The organism is Bacillus sp. FSL R9-9492 (assembly GCF_038007365.1).
GTDB classification, from domain to species: domain Bacteria; phylum Bacillota; class Bacilli; order Bacillales; family Bacillaceae_G; genus Bacillus_A; species Bacillus_A mycoides.
In genome coordinates this window covers 5,082,876-5,107,028 of the sequence record NZ_JBBOXC010000001.1, presented here as the reverse complement: position 1 = coordinate 5,107,028, position 24,153 = coordinate 5,082,876, and the positions used below count along the sequence as shown (strand labels likewise).

Genomic DNA, 24,153 nt, shown 5'->3' with positions numbered 1-24,153 from the left:
TATGAGTAGAAGGTGGGGCTTCATATATGGAGTGGTTAAAGAGAACTTGTTTTTCTAACCTTGAGAAAGAATCACAGAAAAATCATTTATTGCTATTTATCACGATGTGTAGTTTCTTCCTTGGGATAATCGCGATTGGGTATTACGGATATATTTTTACAGAGAGAGCAATAGTATTTTGGATGTGTGGTATTTCTATCGTAGTATTTGGAACGCTGCTTACTTTTATAGAAAGTATGGAAGCAATGTATAAATACATCATGACATGTATGCTACTTATTATGTCTTTCATTATGGTACAAGCATTTAATGAAAGCCCAGCTGTATTTCAAATGGTCTATTTTACATTAGCGGTTTCACTTATTTATTTGAGTGAACGTCTTATTTTAATTCTTGGCGGGGTAGCAGTTGTTGTTACATTTATACTTTGTAGTTATTGGCCAAATCAATTTTTTGCGTATACAGCGTCATCTGAAGCTGCAAATTTCGCAAGCTTGTTAGCGATTGTAACGATCGCTATGTGGGGTGTCACAAAGATTGGTTCTAATCTTTTGGCTCGTTTAAGGGATGAGAAGCAAGCGGTGATGAAGAAAGCTCAGGAGTTAGAAGAAACGCAAAGGCTTATTGAGGAAACTGTTGTGAAGTTAGATAGTAATTTCAATCATTTAAGACAAAATATGAATATATCGATGGAGTCAATGAGTGAAATTAACTTTGCTTTTGAAGAAGTAGCAGTGGGAACTCAATCGCAATCAGAGATGATGTCACGTTCAGTAGAAGTATTGAATGATATGGAGGGAAATATTGACCAAATCATCTCTCAAGTAAGAAATGCGTCGATGCGTGTTGATAAAAGTTTGGAAATCTCAAAGGGTAGTGTAAATACTTTAAGAAATTTTGAAGCTAACATGAGAAGTTTAAATGATGTTGTTTCACAATCAGGAACGATATTTAGAGAATTAATGACACAATCGAAACAAATTAATGAAATTGTAGATGTAATAACGAATATTTCAAGTCAGACGAGTTTGCTAGCTTTAAATGCAAATATTGAAGCTGCAAGGGCAGGCGAGCATGGAAAAGGTTTTGCTATTGTAGCGAATGAAGTATTAAAGCTTGCTGAAGAATCGAATCGTTCTGCGGGGAGAATTCAAGGAATTTTGAAGGAGTTTAGTAATCAAGCAAGTAAAGTAGAAGTGCTGGTAGAGAAGTCAGAAAGAGTACAAGAAGAATGTAACGAAATGTTAGCAAGTGTTTTGACGAATGTAACGGATTTAGGGAAGTTTATTGATGCGATTAATGATGTAATGAGGGAGATTGTTGGTCATCAAGAAAGTTTCCAAGCTAAAACGACGAATATCGTAAAGGACGTTACACATGCTTCTAACGTAATTCAACAAACTTCTGCAGCTACGGAAGAAGTGTTAGCGAGTGTTGAAGAAGAAAAGCATCGAAATAATATATCGGTGAAGACGTTACATACTGTTAGCGAGCAAGTGAAGTTGCTAGAAGATATTTTAGAAAAGTAATATCTCTTAAAAAGGGTACACCATGTGTGCTCTTTTTTCATTTAAATGAATACTTGATAGTAATTTAATTGCTTTTCTGCGCGTTTTCTGCCAAGCTTAAGGAGATAAACTGAGACTTTAATTAGTGGGGCTATACGCTACTGATTATTAGTTGAACCCCGCAAATAGCGGAATAAAATACTTCAAAGAAAGAATTATATAGGTGACGCATATGATCGAAGTTAAGACTTCTGAACTTAGTGATGGAGAATTTAATAGAGGGGTATTTGCAACTCGTGATATTAAAAAGGGTGAGTTGATTCACTCAGCACCAGTTATCTCTTATCCGAATGAACAGCATGAACACATTGAGAAAACGTTACTTGCTGACTACGCATTTGAGTATGGGGTAAATCATACGGCATTCCTGTTAGGATACGGCATGTTATTTAATCATGCATATAATCCGAATGCAACGTATGATATTGTCTTCGAGAATCATACGTTTAACTTCTTTGCTTACAAAGATATAAAAGCGGGAGAAGAGATTCTAATCAATTATAATGGTGAAGTTGATGACGATGAGCTATTATGGTTTGATAAGGAAAAAGAAGAGAACGAAAAATAATTTAATGAGTATAGAAAGGGCACATTCTGTGGGATGTGCTCTTTTTTTATGGCGTGTCCAGCTCATCTGGTCCGCTGCTTGCTGGTGAAAATCCAGTCTCTAAGTAAGAGCCAAGTCGTCTAGTAGCTGACAGGCAGATGGTGGTATTGATTTATCTAATGTTGATGTTTCTAACTTCGATTTTGAAAAATTCGAGAACGAATATGATTTTTTAGTAACTGACCCTGTATTTTTACAATTAGAAGGAGAACTAAGTAAACCAAGAGTTGAATATGTTATTGAAAAAAATCCTCTTACAGGTGAATTAATAGTTAAACAAGAAATATTACCAGCTCTTGTTATTGGAGCATTAAGGGTTTTAACTTCAAAAGTGGGAAGAACAGCTGCAGATAAAGGTTGGAAAATAGCGAGACCTTATGTACAAAAAGCATTAGACGCACCAAATAAATATATTCTTGAAGGTCCATATAAAACTAGAATTATTCAAGTCAGATCTAAAGTTACTAAAAAAGTGTTATTTAGGTTAGATTATGGTCCAGTAAAAAATAAAGGACCATATTTACATTATCATGTCCCGCCAAATTTGAATGATCATCATATTATTTGGTAAAGGAGAGATTATTTAATAGTATGTGTAACTATGAAGAACACCAACATATGCATATAGGATATTATGAAGATGGATATGATTTAGAAGTTATTGCATATAAGAAAATAGACAAGCCTATATGGGATGTTTTTATTGAAGAATATGAAGCTGACGCGGATTTTTTGTATGAATATGCTAGTAAACATAATTTAGGTGGGAAATTTGTTGGTTACGGTTTGAAAATATTTTCAATAGGGGATAAAGATGCTACTGAAGAACAATCTAGATTAATTTTTGAAAAGTGGTTAAAAACTAATAGCATTGTTTAAAATTTGGTTTATCTTTATTCCACTAATCGAAAAGGTAGAAAAGTATACTTTTCTACCTTTTTGTAGTTTATATACAAACCTTACCAAAACTTCTACCACGGCTTTTTCTTCTCTTTCGCAACTGCCACTTCATCTTGAAATTCCTTCGTTAAATCCTTTGATTCCTGTATCTCACTTAGTATCTTCATGAGAGTCTTATCTCCTGCTTTCAATCGATTTTCTTATATGTCATAAACAAAGTAAAGATTACAAAAAAATACCACTTTTCTTTCGTATGGTATAGTAAGATATTGAAGGGTATTACTTTGAAAAACCTATATATTTTACAAATTGTTGTCTATATGGTTACATGTCAAGTTTAGTAGCCCATTTGGGTTGCTTTATTATGCGATATATATTTTAATATGAGTGGAACCTCTTATAATTTAAGAGGTTTATAGGTGTGCTTTATGTACACTGTATTCACCACGTTAGCTGTTGTTTTGGAATGCATTTTTATGTGGGGATATTATGGACCCGTATATAGCGGGATAAAAAGATTATAGAAATAGAGGAATCGTAAAATGAATATGCACGAGGTTTATAAATATTTAAGTACAGTATTGCCTGAAGGTCATGTGAAGCAAGATGAAATGTTAAAGAATCATACGCATATTAAAGTGGGCGGGAAAGCGGATGTGTTCGTTTCTCCTACGAATTATGATGAAATTCAAGAAGTTATAAAGTATGCGAATCAATACAATATTCCAGTTACGTTTTTAGGAAACGGCTCTAATGTTATTATTAAAGACGGTGGTCTGCGCGGGATTACAGTAAGTTTAATTCATATTACAAATGTTACTGTAACAGGGACAGCGATTGTTGCGGGGTGTGGTGCAGCAATTATTGATGTGTCACGAATTGCATTAGATCACTGTTTAACAGGACTTGAGTTTGCTTGTGGTATACCAGGTTCAGTTGGCGGAGCGTTATATATGAATGCTGGTGCATATGGCGGTGAGGTTGCATATGTGCTAACAGAAGCTGTCGTAATGACAGGTGATGGAGAGCTACGTACTTTAACGAAAGATGCATTTGAATTTGGATATCGTAAGAGTGTATTTGCGAACAATCATTACATTATTCTTGAAGCGAGGTTTGAACTTGAAGAAGGTGTACGTGAAGAGATTAAGGAAAAGATGGATGATTTAACGTATAAGCGTGAATCAAAACAACCTTTAGAGTATCCTTCATGTGGCAGTGTATTTAAGCGTCCACCAAATAATTTTGCGGGTAAGCTTATTCAGGAATCAGGACTGCAAGGTAAGCGAATTGGCGGAGTTGAAGTTTCTTTAAAACACGCTGGATTTATGGTGAATGTTGATAACGGAACTGCACAAGATTATATCGATTTAATTCATTTCGTACAAACAACTGTTGAAGAAAAATTCGGTGTGAAATTAGAGAGAGAAGTAAGGATTATTGGAGAAGATCTACAGTAATCTTTGAATAAAAAACGTATAAAAGTATGAATTATTTCGAAATAACATTTGGGTATTGTTGACAATTTGATTTGGATTCAATATAATGGCTAATAATTTAACAAATAAAATATACGTTGAAAGAGCCCAGTAGCAGTTTGTCACTGTTATTAAAGAGAGCTAGGGATTGCTGGAACCTAGCACAAACAAACTTGTGAATTACACTCTGGAGTATCTTAGGTAACGCTAAGCGGACTAGCAATCGATATTATTGCTAAGAGTGGTATGAATAGCTATGCTATTTATGCAAACTGGGTGGTAACACGGTGAATAATCGTCCCTATGTCTATTGTAGACATAGGGGCTTTTTTGTTTTCAAAAAAATAAAGGGGATGACAAAAGATGAATATTATTGATGAATTAGAATGGCGCGGTGCTGTGAATCAGCAGACAGATGAAGAAGGTTTACGTAAGTTAGTAGAAGAGAAAAAGATTTCACTATACTGCGGAGTTGATCCGACTGGTGATAGTATGCATATCGGACATTTGATTCCGTTTATGATGATGAAGAGATTCCAATTAGCTGGTCATCATCCGGTTATTTTAATTGGCGGGGCAACAGGAACAATTGGTGATCCAAGTGGACGTCAATCAGAGCGTCAACTGCAAACTTTAGAAGTGGTGCAGCATAATGTAGATGCGTTAACAGCGCAAATGAAAAAGCTATTTGACTTTGGCGGGAATAGCGAAGTGAAGATGGTAAATAACTATGACTGGACACATAAAATAAACATTATCGAGTTTTTACGTGATTACGGAAAAAACTTTAGCATAAATAGCATGTTAGCGAAAGATATTGTCGCAAGTCGTTTAGATACAGGGATTTCTTTCACAGAATTCACGTACCAAATCTTGCAAGCGATGGATTTTCATCATTTATACACAAAAGAAGATGTTCAATTGCAAATTGGTGGTAGTGATCAATGGGGAAATATTACGAGTGGTTTAGATTTAATTCGTAAGTTAGAAGGTCATGAAGCGAAAGTATTCGGATTAACGATTCCATTATTATTAAAATCAGATGGTACGAAGTTTGGTAAATCAGCAGGTGGTGCTATTTGGCTTGATCCGGAAAAGACAACACCGTTTGAATTTTACCAGTTCTGGGTGAATACAGATGACCGTGATGTAATTAAATACTTGAAATACTTTACGTTCTTAACGAAAGAGCGAATTGATGAATTAGCAGCGAAGGTAGAAACAGAGCCTCATAAACGTGAAGCACAAAAAGTATTAGCGGAAGAAATGACGAAATTCGTTCATGGAGAAGAAGCATTTTTACAGGCAGTGAAAATTACAGCAGCGTTATTTAGCGGAGATATTAAGTCGTTAACAGCTGATGAAATTGAACAAGGCTTTAAAGAGATGCCGACATTCCAATCTTCAAAAGAGACGAAAAATATCGTAGAGTGGCTAGTTGATTTAGGAATTGAACCTTCTAGACGTCAAGCGCGTGAAGATATTAATAATGGGGCTATATCTATGAATGGTGAAAAAGTAACGGATGTCAGTAGGGATGTTACTGTAGAAAATTCATTTGATGGACGATTCATCATTATTCGTAAAGGGAAGAAGAACTACAGCTTAGTGGAATTAGGAGAATAGTTCTTGTGAAAGAGCGGAAGTAGGGAAGATATCTACTTCCGCTCTTTTCATATACACAATTTCGACATAAAAAAGTCAGTATATTTTGATAATTAAAGAGGTTATATTATTCTTTTGTCGAATAAATAAGTTAGAGAAAATTACGGATAAAGTGAAACTTTAATCAGTGGGGGGTTTTGTTCATCCCCACTGATTATCAGCCCGCAAATAGCGGGATAAAAATAGCCCGAACCATGCAGGGCATGATTCGGGCTTGTATTCAGATTAGTAAGCTAAGCTGAATAGACCTTTAATGTGTGATAAGTAACGAACGTTACTTGCTTCTTTCATTAATGATGCTGGTAAACCTTTAAGCGGAGTATTGCTTGCTCCGATTGTAGCAACAGCATCTTTACGTCCTAGACTAGCAAGTGTTCCAGAGTTGATAGGTGCGAACTCTTCGAATGCTTTGCCTTCTAGTGCTGCGTATAAGTTGTATCCAATTAACTCACCCATTTGCCAAGCGATTTGTGCAGTTGGTGGGTATGGACGACCGTCTGGAGAGAAGACAACAGCGCTGTCTCCAGCAACGAATACGTCTTTGTGAGAAGTAGATTGTAGATGTGCATCAACAGTTGCACGACCGCGGTTTACTTCAAGACCTGATTCACCAATTAATGGGTTACCTTGTACGCCGCCTGTCCAAACGAATGTGTTAGCAACGATTTTTTGACCGTCTTTTAAGTCGATTTCATTACCAGCAACGTTTGTTACAGGAAGACCTGTTAAGAATGTAACACCGCGTGCTTCTAAGCTAGCAGTTGCACGTTCGATTAAGTGGTCTGGTAATACTGGAAGGATTTTTGGACCTGCTTCAACAAGAAGAAGTTTAACTTCTTTTGGATTTACGCCGTGGCTTTTTGCAAGTTTAGGCATAATGTCAGCAAGCTCACCAACTAGCTCAACGCCAGTTAATCCGCCACCACCGATTACGATTGTAGCATCAGCTTCGTTTTTCGTTTTAGCGTATTCACGAATACGGTCTTCAACATGTTTGTAGATTTTGTTTGCATCAGCAGCAGATTTTAATACCATGCTGTTTTCTTCTAGTCCTGGAATACCGAAGTAAGCAGTTTTACTTCCTAAAGCAACTACAAGTGCATCGTAAGATAAAGTAGTGCCACCAGCTAGTTTGATTTCTTTGCTATCAACTGAGAATGACTCAACTGTTGCAATTTTAAGATCGATGTCTTTACCTTTGAAAAGCTTTGTAAGTGGCATTGCAATTGCTTGCTCAGCAACGTTACCAGCTGCAAGGCGGTGTAATTCAGTGATGATTTGGTGTGTTGGGTATTGGTTAATCACTGTAACTTGTGCTTCTGATTTGCTGTAATATTTACGTACGTTTAAAGCGGCAAGAAGACCGCCATAACCAGCGCCTAAGATGACAATTTGTTTTGACATAGTATGATATCCCCCGTCTTTACTAATTGTTGTTATAAGTTAAATTATTTATTGTTACGTTCTGCACTAATTTGAAGGTATGCGTTCACAAAGCGGAACATTTTTTGTGCTTGTGGGTCTTTTAGTAATTTTAATAGACCGAACAGGCCGATAACTTCGTTGCTTTCATCAGCACGATCTTTCGCTTCGATAGCAGTTGCAGCCATGCTTTTCACTGTATCTTTTACAGGTTCTACAAGCTCTGTGATTGCACTAACAGTGTCGCTTTTTAATACTTCATCAGTAGCAACAGTTTGAGCGAAGTCATAAGACTTAGTTAAAATGTTAACAAGCTCAGTTAATTTTGGAAGCTGTTCTACTAGTGTTGTTAATGATTCTTGTACCTCAGGTTTTAACAACTGATCAAGTACATCAAGTTGTCCTTGGCTAGCAGAAATTTGTACAGTTTCTTGTTCTGGCTTTGTTTGAGTCATAGTTTCTGGCATCTCCAATTCTCCTTTACGATAGCAATACTCTTATTTTTTATAGGTAAGATAGTAAACGCTTATGAAACTTTATACAAAGTTTCACAAAGCACAATAAAATGCCTTTAAATTTATGATAGCAAGTAAGCTGAAATCATAAATCCAAAACCATAATGTCCTACCTATTATTTATGAACTGTCCGATACATGGCTTGTCCGCATAATGGAAAGTTCCCTTATCGGAAAGTGTATATAATATATATCCTATATTATATACTATATACACGTATGTTAACATAAAAATGATTCCTAATTATTTGATATTGAGCCCGTAACCTAGTAATGACAAGGTATGAAAGCGCATAAATTATTTTACTTCGATGAGAAGTATACCTATATAATAATAAAAAAAGGAAAAAACAAACAAATTCACGTTCGTTTTTTCCTTTTTTCTTATTATTCACTCTCTGCGATTAGCATCGAGGTGTTGCCGCCTTTTTCAAGATGGCATTCGCCCCAAGTACAAAGAGAGTCAAGGATCGATTCTAAAGACCAACCGTAGTCGGTAAGAGAATATTCTACTTTTGGTGGGACTTGATTATATACCTTTCTTTGAATAACGCCGTCGTCTTCTAATTCACGTAATTGCTGTGTTAACATCTTTTGTGTAATACCAGGCATTAAACGTTTTAGTTCACTCGTTCTCTTTGTACCTTTCGTTAAGTGACAAAGAATAACAACTTTCCATTTTCCGCCGATAACCTCTAAAGTCGCCTCTACAGGAATATTGTATTTCTTCATATGAAACCCTCCTTTGGTAAATGCAGATTTCAAAAGTAAGCTAAATAATAAAAATGTTACTTTTTAGTACCTATAGCACTTTAAAGTACGTACTTTTTATTATGTTAAATATGTTTCATAATAGCACATGTAAGAGGCAAATGAGTAGTATGGTACTGAAAAGTGACTATGTTACTTTTTAGTGCCTATCGTACTTTAAAGTGCGTTCTTCAAAAAAAGGATGAAACCATTCATAATAGCATTTGTAAGTATGAAATATATTTTTTAGAAGATAAAAGGGCCTTTTTATCATACTATTATGATTGGATTTCTTGTAATAAGGAGGAATTCAATTGAGTTCATATACAGTATCATCTTCAGAAGTTCAGACGAATCGAAGAAGTATGTTTGCTTTATTGGCACTAGCAATTAGTGCGTTTGGGATTGGTACAACTGAGTTTATTAGTGTCGGTTTATTACCATCTATTTCAAAAGATTTAAATGTTTCGGTTACAACAGCTGGTTTAACTGTTTCCTTATATGCGTTAGGAGCAGCGGTAGGAGCTCCTGTTTTAACAGCGTTAACGGCTAGTATGTCGCGAAAGACATTATTAATGTGGATTATGGTTATTTTCATTATTGGTAATGGCATTGCGGCGGTAGCAACAAGCTTCACTGTACTAATTATCGCAAGGATTGTATCTGCATTTGCGCATGGTGTGTTTATGTCGATAGGATCTACAATTGCTGCGGCAATCGTACCAGAGAATAAACGTGCTAGTGCAATTGCGATTATGTTTACTGGATTAACAGTTGCGACTATTACAGGTGTGCCAATTGGGACATTTATCGGTCAGGAATTTGGCTGGAGAGCATCGTTTATGGCGATTGTGGTAATTGGAATTATTGCTTTCATCGCAAACAGTATATTAGTCCCATCTAATTTAAAAAATGGTGTACCTGTATCATTTCGTGATCAGTTCAAACTAATTAAAAATGGAAGACTGTTACTTGTTTTCATTATTACTGCACTTGGATACGGCGGAACATTCGTAACATTTACGTATTTATCACCGCTATTACAAGAAGTAACAGGATTTGAAGCAAGTACTGTTACCATCATTTTATTAGTGTATGGAATCGCAATTGCGATAGGGAATATGGTCGGCGGAAAATTATCGAATCATAATCCGATTCGAGCGCTATTTTACATGTTCTTTATTCAAGCGATTATATTATTTGTTTTAACATTTACAGCACCATTTAAAGTAGCTGGATTAATCACAATTATTTTCATGGGGTTATTCGCATTTATGAATGTTCCAGGGCTACAAGTATATGTCGTTATATTGGCTGAGCGCTTCGTTCCAAGTGCGGTTGATGTTGCTTCAGCGATTAATATTGCCGCATTTAACGCAGGAATTGCTTTAGGTTCTTATATAGGTGGCCTTGTAACGAATTCGTTAGGATTAATCCATACTGCTTGGGTAGGCGGCATTATGGTAGTAGGCGCTGTTATTTTAACAGCGTGGAGTGTGACATTAGAAAAAAGAGATCAAGCAAAATAAAGGAGAGAAAATAAAATGAAAAATTTACAAAGTAAAGCAGTATTGAATAATGGTGTAGAAATGCCTTGGTTCGGTTTAGGTGTATTTAAAGTAGAAGAAGGACCAGAACTTGTAGAAGCTGTAAAATCGGCGATTAAAGCAGGATACCGCAGCATCGATACAGCTGCAATTTACGGAAATGAAAAAGCTGTGGGTGAAGGAATTCGTGCAGGTATTGAAGCAACTGGTATTTCAAGAGAAGAATTATTTATCACTTCAAAAGTATGGAATGCAGATCAAGGATATGAAGCAACAATTGCTGCGTATGAAGAGAGTTTAAAAAAATTAGAACTAGATTATTTAGATCTATATCTTGTTCACTGGCCTGTAGAAGGGAAATATAAAGATACGTGGAGAGCGCTAGAAACACTTTATAAAGAAGAGCGTGTACGTGCAATTGGCGTAAGTAACTTCCAAATCCATCACTTACAAGATGTAATGAAAGATGCAGAAATTAAACCGATGATCAACCAAGTAGAATACCACCCTCGCTTAACACAAAAAGAATTACAAGCTTTCTGTAAAGAACAAGGTATTCAAATGGAAGCATGGTCACCACTTATGCAAGGTCAATTATTAGATAACGAAACATTACAAGAAATTGCTGATAAACACGGCAAAACGACAGCGCAAGTGATCTTACGTTGGGACTTACAAAATGGAGTTATTACAATTCCAAAATCAACGAAAGAACACCGCATTATTGCAAATGCTGATGTATTTAATTTTGAATTAACTAAAGAAGATATGGAAAAAATCGATGCATTAAACCAAAATCACCGCGTCGGTCCAGATCCAGATAACTTTGATTTCTAATAGAGGTAAGTTTAAAGAGTGCAAAAAGTTTGCACTCTTTTTTATTTTGTCTATGCATAAAAAACGTTTCTAACTAAATAATAAATAGTAGTAAATTTGTTATTATATAAGGGGTTGTAGACATGAATATAAAACGATCGTTCAAGCTAGTGGCCGCTTTTTTGAGTGTTTTATTTGTATTTGCGAACTTATTATTCCCACTTCAAAAAGCATTCGCAGAAGTTATGGATCATACGAAGTATGAAATGGATTGGAGTTATAGTAGGTCAAAGAAGAAACCAATTCGAACAGAGCTTATTAAAACGGCAGATGGCAAAATTGCTTTTTGCTTAAATGTAGATTTGAAATCTCCGAGCGGCCAAGATTTACCTGAAATGGGTAAAGTAGATATTAACGTGTACCGTGTACTATTAAACGGGTATCCGCAGAAGAGCCCACAAGAATTAGGTGTTTCTGACTGGAGAGATGCACATTACGCAACGCAGCTTGCGGTGTGGAATGCGTTAAAACAAATTGATATTAACGATTTAGATTTCCGTAATAAAAATGTAGAAAAAGTCACGAAAGCTATAGTTGAAAAAGCCAATGCTAGTGAAGATTTACAAGAAATTACGATGAGTGTAATACCGTCAGAAGAACAAGAAGCCGTATTAAAAGATGAGTTTTTTGAAACTGGTTTATATACAGTGCAAACAAATGCAAAAAGCGGAACGTATAAAGTACAAGCAACAGGTGCACCAGAAGGCGCGAAGTTCGTAAATGAAAAAGGTGAAGCGAAAGCCGAATTTAATGTTGGAGAGAAGTTCCGCATTTTAATTCCGAAACAAACGCCAGCAGGTGGATTTAGCTTTAAAGTATCAGGGAATTTAACGAAATTACAAGGAATTGCACATAAAGGCACACCAACAATTCAAAATGCGGTTGTATTACTTGAGCGTAGTGAAGAGAAGACAAGTCCAGAGTTAGCGGTTAGTTGGAAAAAGTCAAATGGTCATGATAATAAACCAAATAAACCCTATACACCAAATGAACCACATAAACCGAATCAATATAACAGATGATGAAAAAAGCTCGTAAACATTATGTTTACGAGCTTTCTTTATTATTCAGCTTCAGAAACAACTGTGAAGCGTTCGTTTACGTGTTTTGGATTTTCAATTTCATCAAGTGCTGCAACTGCGAAGTCTTCATAACTTACGTAGCTATCACCTTTTGCATTAACAAGAAGATTATCTTTACCAGCTTGGTAAGAGCCAGTACGTTTTCCTAATGCGAATAGTGCAGAAGGACTGATGAATGTCCAAGTAATATCATTTGTTTGTTGTAAGATTTCTAAGTTTTTACCTTGGTTTTGAGCAGTTGCAAGATATTCATTTGGGAATCCTGGTGTATCAAATACACGTGTTGTTTTCTCTTCGTCTACAAATAAGCTACCAGCGCCGCCAACAACAAGTAATTTTGTATTAGGTGCACCTTTCATAGCTTCGATAAGTATGTTTCCTGCATCTACGTGAAGGTGTTCTTGTCCGGCTGGAGCACCGAATGCATTTACAACTACATCAAATGCTTGTAGGTCATTAGATGTAAGAGTGAATACATCTTTCTCTAAAATCTTTACATTTTCTTCTGTAATTTTTGCAGCGCTTCTTACGATTGCAGTTACTTCATGTCCGCGATCTAATGCTTCTTTTAAAATACGACTTCCTGCTTTTCCGCTTGCTCCGATAATTCCAATTTTCATAATGATTCCCTCCAAGTTTCTTTATTAAAGTGTATATCTAAAAATAAATGAATTTAGTGTAATTAGGTTTGTTACAACTCGATGTAATCATTATAGTTACAGGTGTGCATTTTTGTCAATGGTGTTGTTTATGAAATTATTTTTTATTTTAGTATGCGCACCTGATGAAAGTAGATTCAGAAAAGAGCATTGTATTCGTAAGGTGAATCCTAATATTTGGAAGTTATAAATTGTCGAAAAATGTTGATTTTTGAATATTTTTTGAATATAATTCGATTTATGGAGAAAAGGAGGGGTTAATTGTATGAATATTTTAGAACAATTCGTTTCATCAACGAATACAATTCTTTGGTCATATATTCTTATTGCAATGTTAATTGGTTTAGGGCTTTATTTTTCTATTAAATTGAAATTCGTACAACTTACTCATTTAGGGGAAATGATTCGATTAATGAGTGATGGCTTAACTGGAAAGACACGTAAAAAGGGAAGTGTATCGTCATTCCAAGCATTTTGTATGAGTTCAGCAGCTCGTATTGGTATCGGGAACTTAGCTGGTGTAGCGCTAGCTATTTCTATGGGAGGACCAGGAGCTGTATTTTGGATGTGGGTTATTGCGATTATTGGGGCGTCTTCAAGTTTCGTAGAAAGTACGCTTGCGCAAATTTATAAAGTAAAAGATGGCAGTGGCTTCCGTGGTGGTCCTGCTTATTATATGGAAAAAGGTTTAAATAAACGTTGGATGGGAATTTGGTTCTCTATTCTAATTACAATTACTTACGGATTAATTTTCAACTCCGTACAAGCAAATACAGTTACATTAGCATTTAAAAATGCTTTTGGTATTGAGCGTTATGTTGTAGGGATTGTACTTGCGGTATTGGTTGGGGTTATTATTTTTGGCGGTGTGAAAAGTATTGCGCGTATGTCAGAAATGATTGTTCCGCCGATGGCAATTATTTATATTGCAGTAGCTATTTTCGTCGTTATTAAAAATTATTATTTAATACCGGATATGTTTACAGAAATCTTTAAAGGGGCATTTGGTTTAGATTCAGCTGTAGGTGGCGGTATTGGTGCTGCAATGAAGTTTGGTATTCAACGCGGATTATTTGCGAACGAAGCAGGTATGGGTAGTGCACCAAACGCGGCAGCAACAGCGGATGTAACACACCCAGCAAAGCAAGGTTTTATTCAAACAATTGGCGTATTAGTAGATACATTCTTAGTATGTACATCGACGGCATTTATCGTACTATGTTCTGGTGCATATAAAGCAACAAATTTAGAAGGTATTGAGTTAACGCAAAATGCATTAAGTTCACAGATTGGTCCGTGGGCAAGCAGTTTCTTAGCAATTATTATTTTCTTATTTGCATTCAGTTCTCTTCTAGGAAACTACTATTATGGTGAAACAAATATTGAATTTATTAAACAAAGTAAAACTTGGTTAACAATTTACCGTATTGCGGTTGTAGGAATGGTACTATTCGGTTCTGTTGCGACGCTTCAAGTTGTATGGAATATGGCGGATTTATTTATGGGACTAATGGTAATGACAAACTTAATTGCGATTACACTTCTTGGCCGATTTGCATATGCTGCGTTGGCGGACTATGTGAAACAAAAGAAACAAGGAAAAGATCCGGTATTCAGCGCAGATTCTATTCCTGGTTTAACGAACACAGAGTGTTGGGATAAGTCAGCGGTAACGGATAAAGAAAAAGCAGTATAATAAAAAGGCGAGCATCGAGATGAATTCGATGCTCGTTTTTTTGTTGTAATTAATGATATTAAGGCTAAAAGATGATTAATATAATTTTTATAAAAAATACGGATGTTATAATTGTTAACATTTTCATGTCATAAAACCTTACATTTCTTGTCGAAAATTCTTGATTGTTAAAAGTTTTTAGAATATAATCTTCTTAGTGTTATGAAGAGGGGGAACGCAATGATGGATTTTTTAACTAGTGTTATTGGGGATATAAATAATGTTCTTTGGTCATATATTATTATTGCAATGCTAATTGGACTTGGGCTTTATTTTTCTTTCCGAGTAAAGTTTGTTCAAATACGTTACTTTGGAGAAATGATTCGTTTACTTGGGGATGGAGCGAGTTCAAAAACAAGAAAAGCGCAAAAAGAAAAAAGTGGTGTATCATCATTCCAGGCTTTTTGTATGAGTACAGCTTCTCGTGTAGGTACTGGTAACTTAGCTGGTGTAGCTATCGCAATCTCAGCAGGTGGACCAGGAGCGGTATTTTGGATGTGGTTAATCGCGGTAATTGGGGGTGCTTCTGCATTTGTAGAGAGCACATTAGCGCAAATTTATAAAGTAAAAGATGGGAATGCGTTCCGTGGTGGTCCAGCGTATTATATGGAAAAGGGTTTAAAGAAACGCTGGCTAGGAGTTGTCTTCTCTGTTCTAATAACAGTTAGTTTCGGATTAATTTTCAACGCCGTGCAGTCAAACACAGTAGCAGCGGCTTTTGATGGAGCATTTAACACAGATGGTAAGTTTGTAGGTCTGTTTATGGCTGGTTTACTTGCAATCATTATCTTCGGCGGAGTAAAACGTATTGCACGTGCGGTTGAAATGATTGTTCCAGTAATGGCAATTATATATGTAGCAGTGGCATTATTCGTTGTTGTAACAAACATTACGGCAATTCCATATGTATTTAAAGAAATTTTCTTACATGCTTTCGGAATTAAAGAAGTAGTGGGCGGGGGATTAGGAGCTGCGATTTTACTAGGGGTAAAACGTGGATTATTCTCAAATGAAGCAGGTATGGGTAGTGCGCCAAACGCAGCTGCGACTGCAAACGTAACGCACCCAGTTAAACAAGGTTTCATTCAAACTTTAGGGGTATTTACAGATACATTATTAATTTGTAGTTGTACAGCATTTATCATTTTATTATCAGATGTGCCTGGAGCGGCTGATTTAAACGGAATTCAATTAACGCAACAAGCATTAAGTCAACATATCGGACCGTGGGCTTCTATATTTGTAGCAGTTGCAATCTTCTTGTTTGCATTTAGTTCATTAGTAGGTAACTACTACTATGGTGAAACAAATATTGAGTTTTTAAATGGAAGTAAAGTTTTACTAAATGTTTATCGAATCGCGGTACTTGGTATGGTTATGTTAGGTTCTGTAGCAACAATTCAAATTGTTTGGGACTTAGCAGATTTATTCATGGGTATCATGGCTATTATTAACTTAGTGGCGATTGTATTCCTTTCTAAGTATGCTTTCGCGGCATTATCAGATTACGTAAAACAAAAGAAACAAGGAAAAGATCCAGTCTTTTATGCGGAGTCTATTCCTGGTTTAAACAATACAGAGTGCTGGGACAAGCCAGCAGTAGCAGATAAAGAAAAAGCTGTATAATAAAAAGGAACGAGCATCAGAGAAATTTGATGCTCGTTTTTTTTATGGTGATAAACTAAAGGAAGAGGGAAAATACGAACATTAATGAGTGTTTTATAATAAAATGTATTTTTTTAATAAAAGTGCGGATGTGAGTTATAATTTGTGTTAGAATGGAAAATGGCTTTGAGACAAGAGATTTTATGGTTTTTCATATCCGATTGAAGGTTTTGGAGGAGAAATGGAAAGTTCGGATTATTCCTTGTTTTGAGTAGTCAGACGTTCAACGTTAATGAAGAGTTAAATGGAGGATTTTATTAATGAAGTTTGTTATGTTTCTTGTAGGACTACTAGTTGTATTCGTACTCGGCTTTCTTATAAGTTCTGATCGTAAGAAGATTAAGTATAAACCAATCGCAATTATGCTTGTTATTCAGCTAGCGTTAACGTATTTCTTATTAAATACGCCAATTGGTTATATTTTAGTAAAAGGAATTTCAGATGGATTTGGAGCGCTTCTTGGATACGCGGAATCTGGAATCGTTTTCGTATTTGGTGGCCTTGTTAATAAAGGAGAGGTTTCATTCTTCTTAACAGCTTTATTACCAATCGTATTCTTTGCAGTGTTAATCGGAATTCTGCAACACTTTAAAATTTTACCGATATTTATTCGTGCTATTGGTACTATGCTAAGTAAAGTAAATGGTTTAGGAAAATTAGAATCATATAATGCAGTAGCGGCCGCAATTGTTGGGCAAGCAGAAGTATTTATTACAGTAAAAGATCAATTAAGTAAAATCCCAAAACATCGTTTATATACACTATGTGCATCTTCCATGTCGACAGTATCGATGTCGATCGTTGGTTCTTATATGAAAATGATTGAACCAAAATATGTAGTAACAGCACTTGTATTAAATTTATTTAGTGGTTTCATTATCATTCATATTATTAACCCGTACGATATTACAGAAGAAGAAGATACACTGAAGTTAGAAAATAAGAAAAAACAGTCATTCTTTGAAATGTTAAGCGAATATATTATGCTTGGTTTCACGATTGCGATTACGGTAGCAGCAATGTTACTTGGTTTCGTAGCATTAATTACAGCAATCAATAGCTTGTTTGATTCAGTGTTCGGTATTACATTCCAAGCTATTTTAGGATATATTTTCTCTCCATTAGCATTCGTAATGGGTATCCCGCAAGCAGAAATGGTAACAGCGGGACAAATTATGGCAACAAAATTAGTATCAAACGAGTTTGTTGCGATGCTTGATCTAGGAAAAGTAGCTGGTGATTTATCAGCTCGTACAGTTGGTATTCTTTCTGTATTCCTTGTATCATTCGCGAACTTCTCATCTATCGGAATTATTGCAGGTGCAACGAAAGGAATCGATGAAAACCAATCAAACGTTGTTTCATCATTCGGATTACGACTTGTATACGGTGCGACATTAGTAAGTCTTTTATCCGCGATTATCGTTGGTGTTATGTTATAAAGTGAAACTTTAATCAGTGGGGGCTTTATCCCCCGCTGATTATTAGCCTTCACCAATCGGGCTTTTACGGGCAGTTAATCACCCACCTAACTTCTTTGTTTTCGCTGAATTTTGAGGTGGGGGTCTTACTGCCCGTTAAAGCGGGGTAAAAAGGGAGGCCCTAGCTCATAGCTAGGGCTATTTTTTATGGTGAATTTACATAAAAAACCCAATCGGTTAGGAATATATTAACATATAAAAATCTTTTAAAATTTATATTGCATTTCAATTAGATAACGCTTACAATTTGATTTGTAGGTGGTATCCATTTCAGACGTTAAATACGGTAGAAAAGAAGAGACTACCTGTTATAAATTGCAATTTATGTAAACGCTTACCTATTTTAGAAGACAGTTCAAAATATTTTAGGGGTTCATATTTTTTAACATTAATGGTCAGACGTCATTCGTTATACGACTGATAACTCATGGAAGTGGAGGATTCACATATGAAGTTAGTAATGTTTCTAGTCGGTTTACTTGTAGTATTTGTACTAGGGTTCCTTATAAGTTCAGATCGTAAGAAAATTAAATATAAACCAATTGCAGTTATGCTTGTAATTCAATTGGTACTTGCGTATTTCTTACTAAATACAAAGGTCGGATTTGTATTAGTAAAAGGGATTGCAGATGGATTTGGCGCTATTTTAAAATTTGCGGAAGCAGGGGTTAATTTCGTATTTGGTGGTCTAGCAAATGATGGACAAGCACCATTCTTCTTAACAGTATTATTACCAATTATTTTCTTAGCAGTACTAATTGGAATCTTACAACATATTAAAGTTTTACCGATTATCATTCGTGCAGTCGGTTTCGTATTAAGTAAAATTAACGGTTTAGGAAAACTTGAATCATATAATGCAGTAGCAGCGGCAATTGTCGGCCAAGGTGAAGTATTTATTACAGTAAAAGATCAATTAAGCAAATTACCGAAAAATCGTTTATACACACTTTGTGCATCATCAATGTCAACAGTTTCGATGTCAATCGTTGGTTCTTATATGAAGATGATTGATCCAAAATATGTAGTAACAGCACTTGTACTAAACTTATTTAGTGGATTTATTATCATTCATATTATTAATCCGTATGATGTGAACGAAGAAGATGACATTTTAGAATTACAAGAAGATAAGAAACAAACATTCTTTGAAATGTTAGGCGAATATATTATGCTAGGTTTCTCTATCGCTGTAACAGTAGCGGCGATGTTAATTGGTTTCGTAGCATTAATTACAGCAATTAACGGTGTGTTCGATTCTATTTTCGGAATCACATTCCAAAGCATTTTAGGATACATCTTCTCACCATTAGCATTCGTAATGGGTATTCCAACATCAGAGATGCTAACAGCAGGACAAATTATGGCAACGAAATTAGTAACGAACGAATTCGTTGCAATGCTGGATCTAGGAAAAGTAGCTGGCGATTTATCAGCTCGTACAGTAGGTATTTTATCTATCTTCCTTGTATCATTTGCGAACTTCTCATCTATCGGAATTATCGCAGGTGCAACGAAGAGTATCGATGGCAAACAAGCAAACGTTGTATCTTCATTCGGATTAAAACTTGTATACGGTGCAACGTTAGTAAGTATATTATCAGCGATTATCGTTGGGGTTATGCTTTAATAAATTAAGAAAAGCAATGAGCGTGTGGGCTCATTGCTTTTTTTGTTTAACTTGCTTTATCCAAACTTCTTTTAAATCGTGGTCTCTCTAAATAAGTTCCCAGTCTCCATACATATTCAACAGGCCCCATTCGATATTTCCGTAGCCAATATGTGCTAACCAATAGTTGAATCGTATAAATTCCGATGGTTAAAAGAATACCGAAGAAGTATCCGATTTTACCGAATAAGCCAAAGCCATAACCGTAAAAAATTGTTGTTGCGATAATGGATTGAGCTAAGTAATTACTAACCGACATTTTCCCCATATTCGCCATATATGTTAGTAAGCGCGATGCTTTTTTGTAATGAAATAATAAAATAATTGTGCTTCCGTAAAAGAATGTCATGGTTACTGATGTAAGGCCATCTTGTAACATAATTAAAATTGGATGCTTTACGAACATGGCTAAGATTTTAATTGTAAAAGAGAAAATACCAGTGATAAGCCAAATCTTTTTGATAGAAGGTATGTGTTTATCAATCTCAAATAGCCAGCCCTTTTTTCCTACATACATTCCGAGTAAGAAAAGTGGGGACATAAAAATTATTGCGAAAATTGATATGAAAACTAGTCCGAAGAAACCGTTAATCCCAATATACTCGAAAGGATTTTCAGTTAATCTAAAGTTGACATGATCCATATAGCTTCCAGTTTCATGAACTTTATGCTCTTTTTCAATATAAGGAGCAAAATCATTAATATTTGTATTTGGATCAGTTTGATAAGACATAAGTGTAATGAGTGCGAGTAGAATAGTTGCCCAAATCAATAATGTTTTTGGTTTTCTATTTATAAACATCATTAAGAAAATCCCGATAAGCCCGTATGCAAATAAAATATCTCCGGACCAAACAAAGGTGCCGTGAATGAAACCTAGTAGTAAAAGAATGCTAATACGCCTTATATATGTAGGGAAAAACTTTTTTCCTTTTGCGATAATACTTTTTTGTAACAAAATAATGCTAAGCCCAAATAAAAAAGAGAATAGGGAAATAAAATTCTGCGTGCCGAAAAATTGAATAAACCAATTAGCACTTTCATCGAGTTTTCCGAAAATATAAGTGGGTTTTTCATTAGCGAATAACCCGAATTGAATTAATGTTATATTAACAAGTAAAATGCCAAATAAAGCGAAACCACGAATGGCGTCAACAAATTCTACACGTTGGTTCATTTTTTCTCTCCTCGTATATTGTTTTATCCCGCTATTTGCGGGCAGTAAGACTCCCACCTCAAAATTCGGCGGGAGCAAAGAAGTTAGGTGGGAGTCGGGCTGCTCGTAAACGCCCGATTGGTGAGGGCTAATGATCCGTGGGGGATGAACAAAACCCCACGGATTAAAGTTTTACTTTATATTGAAAATAATACCATTTTTTTACTGATTCTATGTCAAATACGAGGAATTTTAAGGTTATTTTAAGCTAGAGAGAAAATAAAAAAATCACCTTAATATATTCATTAAGGTGATTGAAATACTACTCAGCTGGAGGCGTAAATGTACGTTTCTCTAATTCAGCATCTAGCATAAATAATGCGTTTGAATCGCTTGTAATACGTTTTAATTTTTGGATGATGCTATCAAATGAAGCTTCTTCTTCTACTTGCTCATCAACGAACCATTTTAAGAATGTAATTGTTGCATGCTCACGCTCATCCCAAGCGATATCAGATAAGTGATAAATACGTTTCGTTACTTCACGCTCGTGCTCAAGTGCTACTTCAAAAGCGTTCAGTACAGATTCATATTCGTTATTTGGATTATCGAATCCAGTAATAATAGCGCGCTCACCGCGGTCATTAATATAGTTGTAAAGCTTCATTGCGTGGAAACGCTCTTCTTCAGCTTGTACAAGGAAAAAGTTAGCGAATCCATCATAGCTCTCAGCTGTACAGTATGCAGCCATTGCCATATAAGCGTGGGCAGAGTAAAATTCAAAGTTCATTTGTTCATTTAATGCGTCGTGCAATTTTTTAGATAACATAAAATCCCCCTTATTATTGTGACAAGAATATTATACCATAATTGATAACATTCTCATTTGAGTGCTTCGAACCTTTTCGAAAGCTTTGTGACGTGTGCGTCCATAATGTCTTGTAAATCCAAATCATATTTTTGCGAAAGGATAATAAGGTTAGATAGTACATCACCAAGTTCTTCTTTTAGTTCTTGTTTTAGCTCTTCTTCTGTTTTCGCATCTTCATCAGGACGATCGCGGCCGATTTCAATAGCGCGAACAACTCGTGAAACTTCCCCAACTTCTTCAATTAAGAAATTTAAGCGAATAAAGGCATTATACTGTGACCAGCTTCGTTTTTCGTAAAATTCCTCAACCCATCTTTGAAATGCAACGATATCCATTTCTTCCTCATCCCCTCAATATGTTGTACAATGTCAATTGTATCATGACAATATATAGTTTTGGGGTGTAGGAATGAGAAAGATTTGTGTGTTTGCAGGTTCTAATTTAGGGGAGAGACCAGAGTTTAAAGAGCAGGCAATCCAGTTAGGGAAAATGTTTGTTGAGAACGACTATGAGCTCGTATATGGTGGTTCATGTGTTGGATTAATGGGAGAAGTAGCAAACGAAGTTCTTCGTTTAGGTGGACGTGTAACAGGTGTTATGCCGCGCGGTCTATTTCGAGGAGAAATCGTACATACAGGATTAACAGAATTAATTGAAGTAGAAACGATGCATGAGCGAAAGGCGAAAATGGCAGAGCTTGCGGATGCTTTCATTGCATTACCAGGCGGATACGGAACGTTTGAAGAACTATTTGAAGTAGTATGTTGGTCACAAATTGGTATACATAATAAGCCGGTTGGTTTATTAAACATAAAAGACTTTTACGGACCAATTTTGCAAATGGTTGAACGGGCAGCAGAAGAAGGCTTTATGAATCCATCGAATAAAGAGTTAATTGTTTCCGCTGAGACGGCAGATAAACTAATTCATGAAATCCAAAATTACGAGCGTCCTGTCTTGGGGACGAAGTGGAAGGAATTATCATAGTACATTTTTATAGCGATTTATAGAAACACATGTCTTTTTTATCGTAAAAAGGCATGTGTTTTTAATTTGGTTAAATATATTGATAGTGAGATGTGAAATCGTTGGAAGAGGGGAAGTAGATGGAGGTATGTTTTGCTTACTTAAAAAAAGAACATCTGAATAAACGGTGAGTAAGGAATTATTGAGTGACATAGAATTGTTCCGTTAAAGGGTCAGGTTGTGGAAGATGGCGAATGTTTTTTATGAAGTTAATAGAGGTTTTTTTAATCGTAATCAGAATAAATTTTATAGATGTAATCCTTTGGGAATTTTTAAGCAGCTATGTATCATAATCTAATCATTAAAATGAAAATTGGAGGAGAAATGAGCATGGGTCGTTCTGTATTAAAAATGTATAATTACCACTTATGGGCAAATGAAGTTATTTTAAATCGCTTAAAAGAACTACCGCAAGACATTTTCCATAAGGAAGTTAAGAGTGGTTTTTCTTCGGTGGCAAAAGTAATGTCTCACATATACCTCACAGATTTAGCCTGGCTCGAGATCATTTCTGGCAAAAGTATGAGTGATGCAATGGTACACACAGACCAATTGAAAGAACAGCTAGAAACAAAAAATATTGAGGAAATGGAAACTAGTTTTTATGAATTATCTAAACGATATAAAGAACTTTTAAGTAGTCAACAAGATTATGAAAAAGTGTTTGAGGTTGATAATCCGTATGCTGGGCTCCTGGATACGACGGTTTCTGAAACAATACTACACGTCGTCACCCACGGAGCATATCACCGTGGGAATATAGCCACAATGTTGCGGCAAATGGGGCATACCTCTGTTATGCAAGATTTTGGACTATTTCTATATTCAAAATGAATTCTTTTTATTTACGATAGAATATGTGTTGTATGATGTTTTTGGGGACTGCTTTTATTAGTGGTTTAAGCTTAATTATGTATTAGAGAAAAAAGGCATTCCATATTATTTCGGAATGCCTTTATTGTTATTGTTACTTTGTTTTTTATACAGGTACCAGCCACCCCAGCCGCCACCAATTGCTACAACAACGAGGAAAGCATAGTCTTTAACCTCGACACGTATATTGAAAATATTAGCTATAAGTAAGAGAATCCCAACTGTTATTAACGCAAAAAATGCTCTAATTAAGTAGTCTTTCAACTGAACCACTCCCGCCATTTAAGTAGTAAATGATGAATATGGAAAAGCTTTTTTGGATCTATTTTACTAAAGGGTGTTACCTATATTTTAACATAAAAGGGATTGTAATATATTGATAAAAGTAGAGGAGAGGGGGGCTAATATTGTCGTGATTTGTCGGTAAGTCGATATAATTGGAAAATCGCTGATATAAATTTCATGTACTGATATGCATGACAACCCCATAGAAAAAAAGCGACTCTGAACGAGCCGCTTCCGCTTTAAGTGGTATCCAGCTCCGGTGGCTAGCTCTTCGTGTCTAAGAACCTTCCACATAAGAAGGCAAAAAGCGCCTTCTATGTGAA

General features: G+C 35.6%; 23 protein-coding genes, 1 pseudogene and 1 other annotated feature. Of the genes and pseudogenes, 15 read left to right on the top strand and 9 right to left on the bottom strand.

Annotated elements, in window-relative coordinates:
- The first annotated feature begins 26 nt into the window (after window positions 1–26).
- From MKY70_RS26380 to MKY70_RS26365, 4 genes and pseudogenes are all read left to right on the top strand, one after another.
- Entirely contained in the window at window positions 27–1,529 is a 1,503-nt protein-coding gene (locus MKY70_RS26380) for a DUF4077 domain-containing protein (RefSeq protein ID WP_341026090.1), read from the top strand.
- Between the two features lie 211 nt (window positions 1,530–1,740).
- Window positions 1,741–2,136, top strand: a complete 396-nt coding sequence (locus MKY70_RS26375) for an SET domain-containing protein (protein WP_000573650.1) — start codon at window positions 1,741–1,743, stop codon at window positions 2,134–2,136.
- 130 nt (window positions 2,137–2,266) lie between these two features.
- Window positions 2,267–2,746, top strand: a pseudogene (locus MKY70_RS26370) (hypothetical protein); the annotation flags it as partial.
- Between the two features lie 20 nt (window positions 2,747–2,766).
- The gene (locus MKY70_RS26365; RefSeq protein WP_060749387.1) at window positions 2,767–3,054 is read left to right on the top strand and encodes a DUF3986 family protein; all 288 of its coding nucleotides are present in this window, start codon (window positions 2,767–2,769) and stop codon (window positions 3,052–3,054) included.
- Between the two features lie 92 nt (window positions 3,055–3,146).
- Here MKY70_RS26365 and MKY70_RS26360 read toward each other — a convergent pair whose 3' ends face one another.
- Entirely contained in the window at window positions 3,147–3,266 is a 120-nt protein-coding gene (locus MKY70_RS26360; RefSeq protein ID WP_002016020.1) for a DUF3967 domain-containing protein, read from the bottom strand.
- 351 nt (window positions 3,267–3,617) lie between these two features.
- On the opposite strand from MKY70_RS26360, the gene murB reads away from it, so the two are divergent.
- Entirely contained in the window at window positions 3,618–4,535 is a 918-nt protein-coding gene (gene murB / locus MKY70_RS26355) for a UDP-N-acetylmuramate dehydrogenase (protein ID WP_002016019.1), read from the top strand.
- 107 nt (window positions 4,536–4,642) lie between these two features.
- Window positions 4,643–4,859: a binding site (T-box leader), on the top strand.
- Between the two features lie 57 nt (window positions 4,860–4,916).
- On the top strand, window positions 4,917–6,179 hold the full coding sequence (tyrS, locus tag MKY70_RS26350; RefSeq protein ID WP_012261963.1) for a tyrosine--tRNA ligase: 1,263 nt from the start codon (window positions 4,917–4,919) through the stop codon (window positions 6,177–6,179).
- 264 nt (window positions 6,180–6,443) lie between these two features.
- On the opposite strand, the gene MKY70_RS26345 is transcribed toward tyrS, so the two are convergent.
- From MKY70_RS26345 to MKY70_RS26335, 3 genes are all read right to left on the bottom strand, one after another.
- Complete coding sequence (locus MKY70_RS26345; protein ID WP_002016002.1) at window positions 6,444–7,622, bottom strand: NAD(P)/FAD-dependent oxidoreductase; 1,179 nt, start codon at window positions 7,620–7,622, stop codon at window positions 6,444–6,446.
- 44 nt (window positions 7,623–7,666) lie between these two features.
- The gene (locus tag MKY70_RS26340) at window positions 7,667–8,107 is read right to left on the bottom strand and encodes a DUF1641 domain-containing protein (RefSeq protein ID WP_002016003.1); all 441 of its coding nucleotides are present in this window, start codon (window positions 8,105–8,107) and stop codon (window positions 7,667–7,669) included.
- A gap of 435 nt (window positions 8,108–8,542) precedes the next feature.
- The gene (locus MKY70_RS26335; protein ID WP_088033313.1) at window positions 8,543–8,887 is read right to left on the bottom strand and encodes a winged helix-turn-helix transcriptional regulator; all 345 of its coding nucleotides are present in this window, start codon (window positions 8,885–8,887) and stop codon (window positions 8,543–8,545) included.
- A gap of 383 nt (window positions 8,888–9,270) precedes the next feature.
- Between MKY70_RS26335 and MKY70_RS26330 the strand changes: the two genes are divergently transcribed.
- From MKY70_RS26330 to MKY70_RS26320, 3 genes are all read left to right on the top strand, one after another.
- Window positions 9,271–10,434: an MFS transporter gene (locus tag MKY70_RS26330; protein ID WP_341026430.1), complete on the top strand. Its 1,164-nt coding sequence runs from the start codon at window positions 9,271–9,273 to the stop codon at window positions 10,432–10,434.
- Between the two features lie 15 nt (window positions 10,435–10,449).
- Window positions 10,450–11,289 carry an aldo/keto reductase gene (locus tag MKY70_RS26325; RefSeq protein ID WP_341026087.1) on the top strand — a complete coding sequence of 280 codons (840 nt, stop codon included), beginning with the start codon at window positions 10,450–10,452 and terminating at the stop codon, window positions 11,287–11,289.
- 122 nt (window positions 11,290–11,411) lie between these two features.
- Complete coding sequence (locus MKY70_RS26320; RefSeq protein WP_341026086.1) at window positions 11,412–12,350, top strand: thioester domain-containing protein; 939 nt, start codon at window positions 11,412–11,414, stop codon at window positions 12,348–12,350.
- A 41-nt stretch (window positions 12,351–12,391) separates the two neighbouring features.
- On the opposite strand, the gene MKY70_RS26315 is transcribed toward MKY70_RS26320, so the two are convergent.
- The gene (locus MKY70_RS26315) at window positions 12,392–13,030 is read right to left on the bottom strand and encodes an NAD(P)-dependent oxidoreductase (RefSeq protein ID WP_341026085.1); all 639 of its coding nucleotides are present in this window, start codon (window positions 13,028–13,030) and stop codon (window positions 12,392–12,394) included.
- Window positions 13,031–13,334: 304 nt separating this feature from the next.
- Between MKY70_RS26315 and MKY70_RS26310 the strand changes: the two genes are divergently transcribed.
- The 4 genes from MKY70_RS26310 (at window position 13,335) to MKY70_RS26295 (ending at window position 19,580) form a co-directional block, all read left to right on the top strand.
- A complete protein-coding gene (locus MKY70_RS26310) occupies window positions 13,335–14,765 on the top strand; it encodes an alanine/glycine:cation symporter family protein (protein WP_341026084.1) in 1,431 nt (476 codons plus the stop codon).
- Window positions 14,766–14,987: 222 nt separating this feature from the next.
- The gene (locus MKY70_RS26305) at window positions 14,988–16,430 is read left to right on the top strand and encodes an alanine/glycine:cation symporter family protein (protein WP_033708503.1); all 1,443 of its coding nucleotides are present in this window, start codon (window positions 14,988–14,990) and stop codon (window positions 16,428–16,430) included.
- 299 nt (window positions 16,431–16,729) lie between these two features.
- Window positions 16,730–17,911: a NupC/NupG family nucleoside CNT transporter gene (locus MKY70_RS26300; protein WP_002089478.1), complete on the top strand. Its 1,182-nt coding sequence runs from the start codon at window positions 16,730–16,732 to the stop codon at window positions 17,909–17,911.
- A gap of 487 nt (window positions 17,912–18,398) precedes the next feature.
- Entirely contained in the window at window positions 18,399–19,580 is a 1,182-nt protein-coding gene (locus MKY70_RS26295; protein WP_341026082.1) for a NupC/NupG family nucleoside CNT transporter, read from the top strand.
- A gap of 46 nt (window positions 19,581–19,626) precedes the next feature.
- Here the strand turns inward: MKY70_RS26295 and MKY70_RS26290 are convergent, their stop codons facing one another.
- The 3 genes from MKY70_RS26290 to MKY70_RS26280 form a co-directional block, all read right to left on the bottom strand.
- Window positions 19,627–20,796, bottom strand: a complete 1,170-nt coding sequence (locus MKY70_RS26290) for a DUF418 domain-containing protein (RefSeq protein ID WP_088033286.1) — start codon at window positions 20,794–20,796, stop codon at window positions 19,627–19,629.
- 301 nt (window positions 20,797–21,097) lie between these two features.
- On the bottom strand, window positions 21,098–21,604 hold the full coding sequence (locus MKY70_RS26285; protein WP_000949400.1) for a ferritin: 507 nt from the start codon (window positions 21,602–21,604) through the stop codon (window positions 21,098–21,100).
- A gap of 53 nt (window positions 21,605–21,657) precedes the next feature.
- Entirely contained in the window at window positions 21,658–21,981 is a 324-nt protein-coding gene (locus MKY70_RS26280) for a MazG-like family protein (protein WP_341026078.1), read from the bottom strand.
- A gap of 73 nt (window positions 21,982–22,054) precedes the next feature.
- Here MKY70_RS26280 and MKY70_RS26275 point away from each other — a divergent pair, with 73 nt between their 5' ends.
- Both MKY70_RS26275 and MKY70_RS26270 read left to right on the top strand, forming a co-directional pair.
- On the top strand, window positions 22,055–22,633 hold the full coding sequence (locus MKY70_RS26275) for an LOG family protein (protein WP_445662070.1): 579 nt from the start codon (window positions 22,055–22,057) through the stop codon (window positions 22,631–22,633).
- Between the two features lie 369 nt (window positions 22,634–23,002).
- A complete protein-coding gene (locus MKY70_RS26270) occupies window positions 23,003–23,506 on the top strand; it encodes a DinB family protein (protein WP_000533787.1) in 504 nt (167 codons plus the stop codon).
- Window positions 23,507–23,611: 105 nt separating this feature from the next.
- On the opposite strand, the gene MKY70_RS26265 is transcribed toward MKY70_RS26270, so the two are convergent.
- Window positions 23,612–23,809 (bottom strand): hypothetical protein, encoded by a 198-nt coding sequence (locus MKY70_RS26265; protein ID WP_002166501.1) that lies wholly within the window; start codon window positions 23,807–23,809, stop codon window positions 23,612–23,614.
- Between the last annotated feature and the right edge of the window lie 344 nt (window positions 23,810–24,153).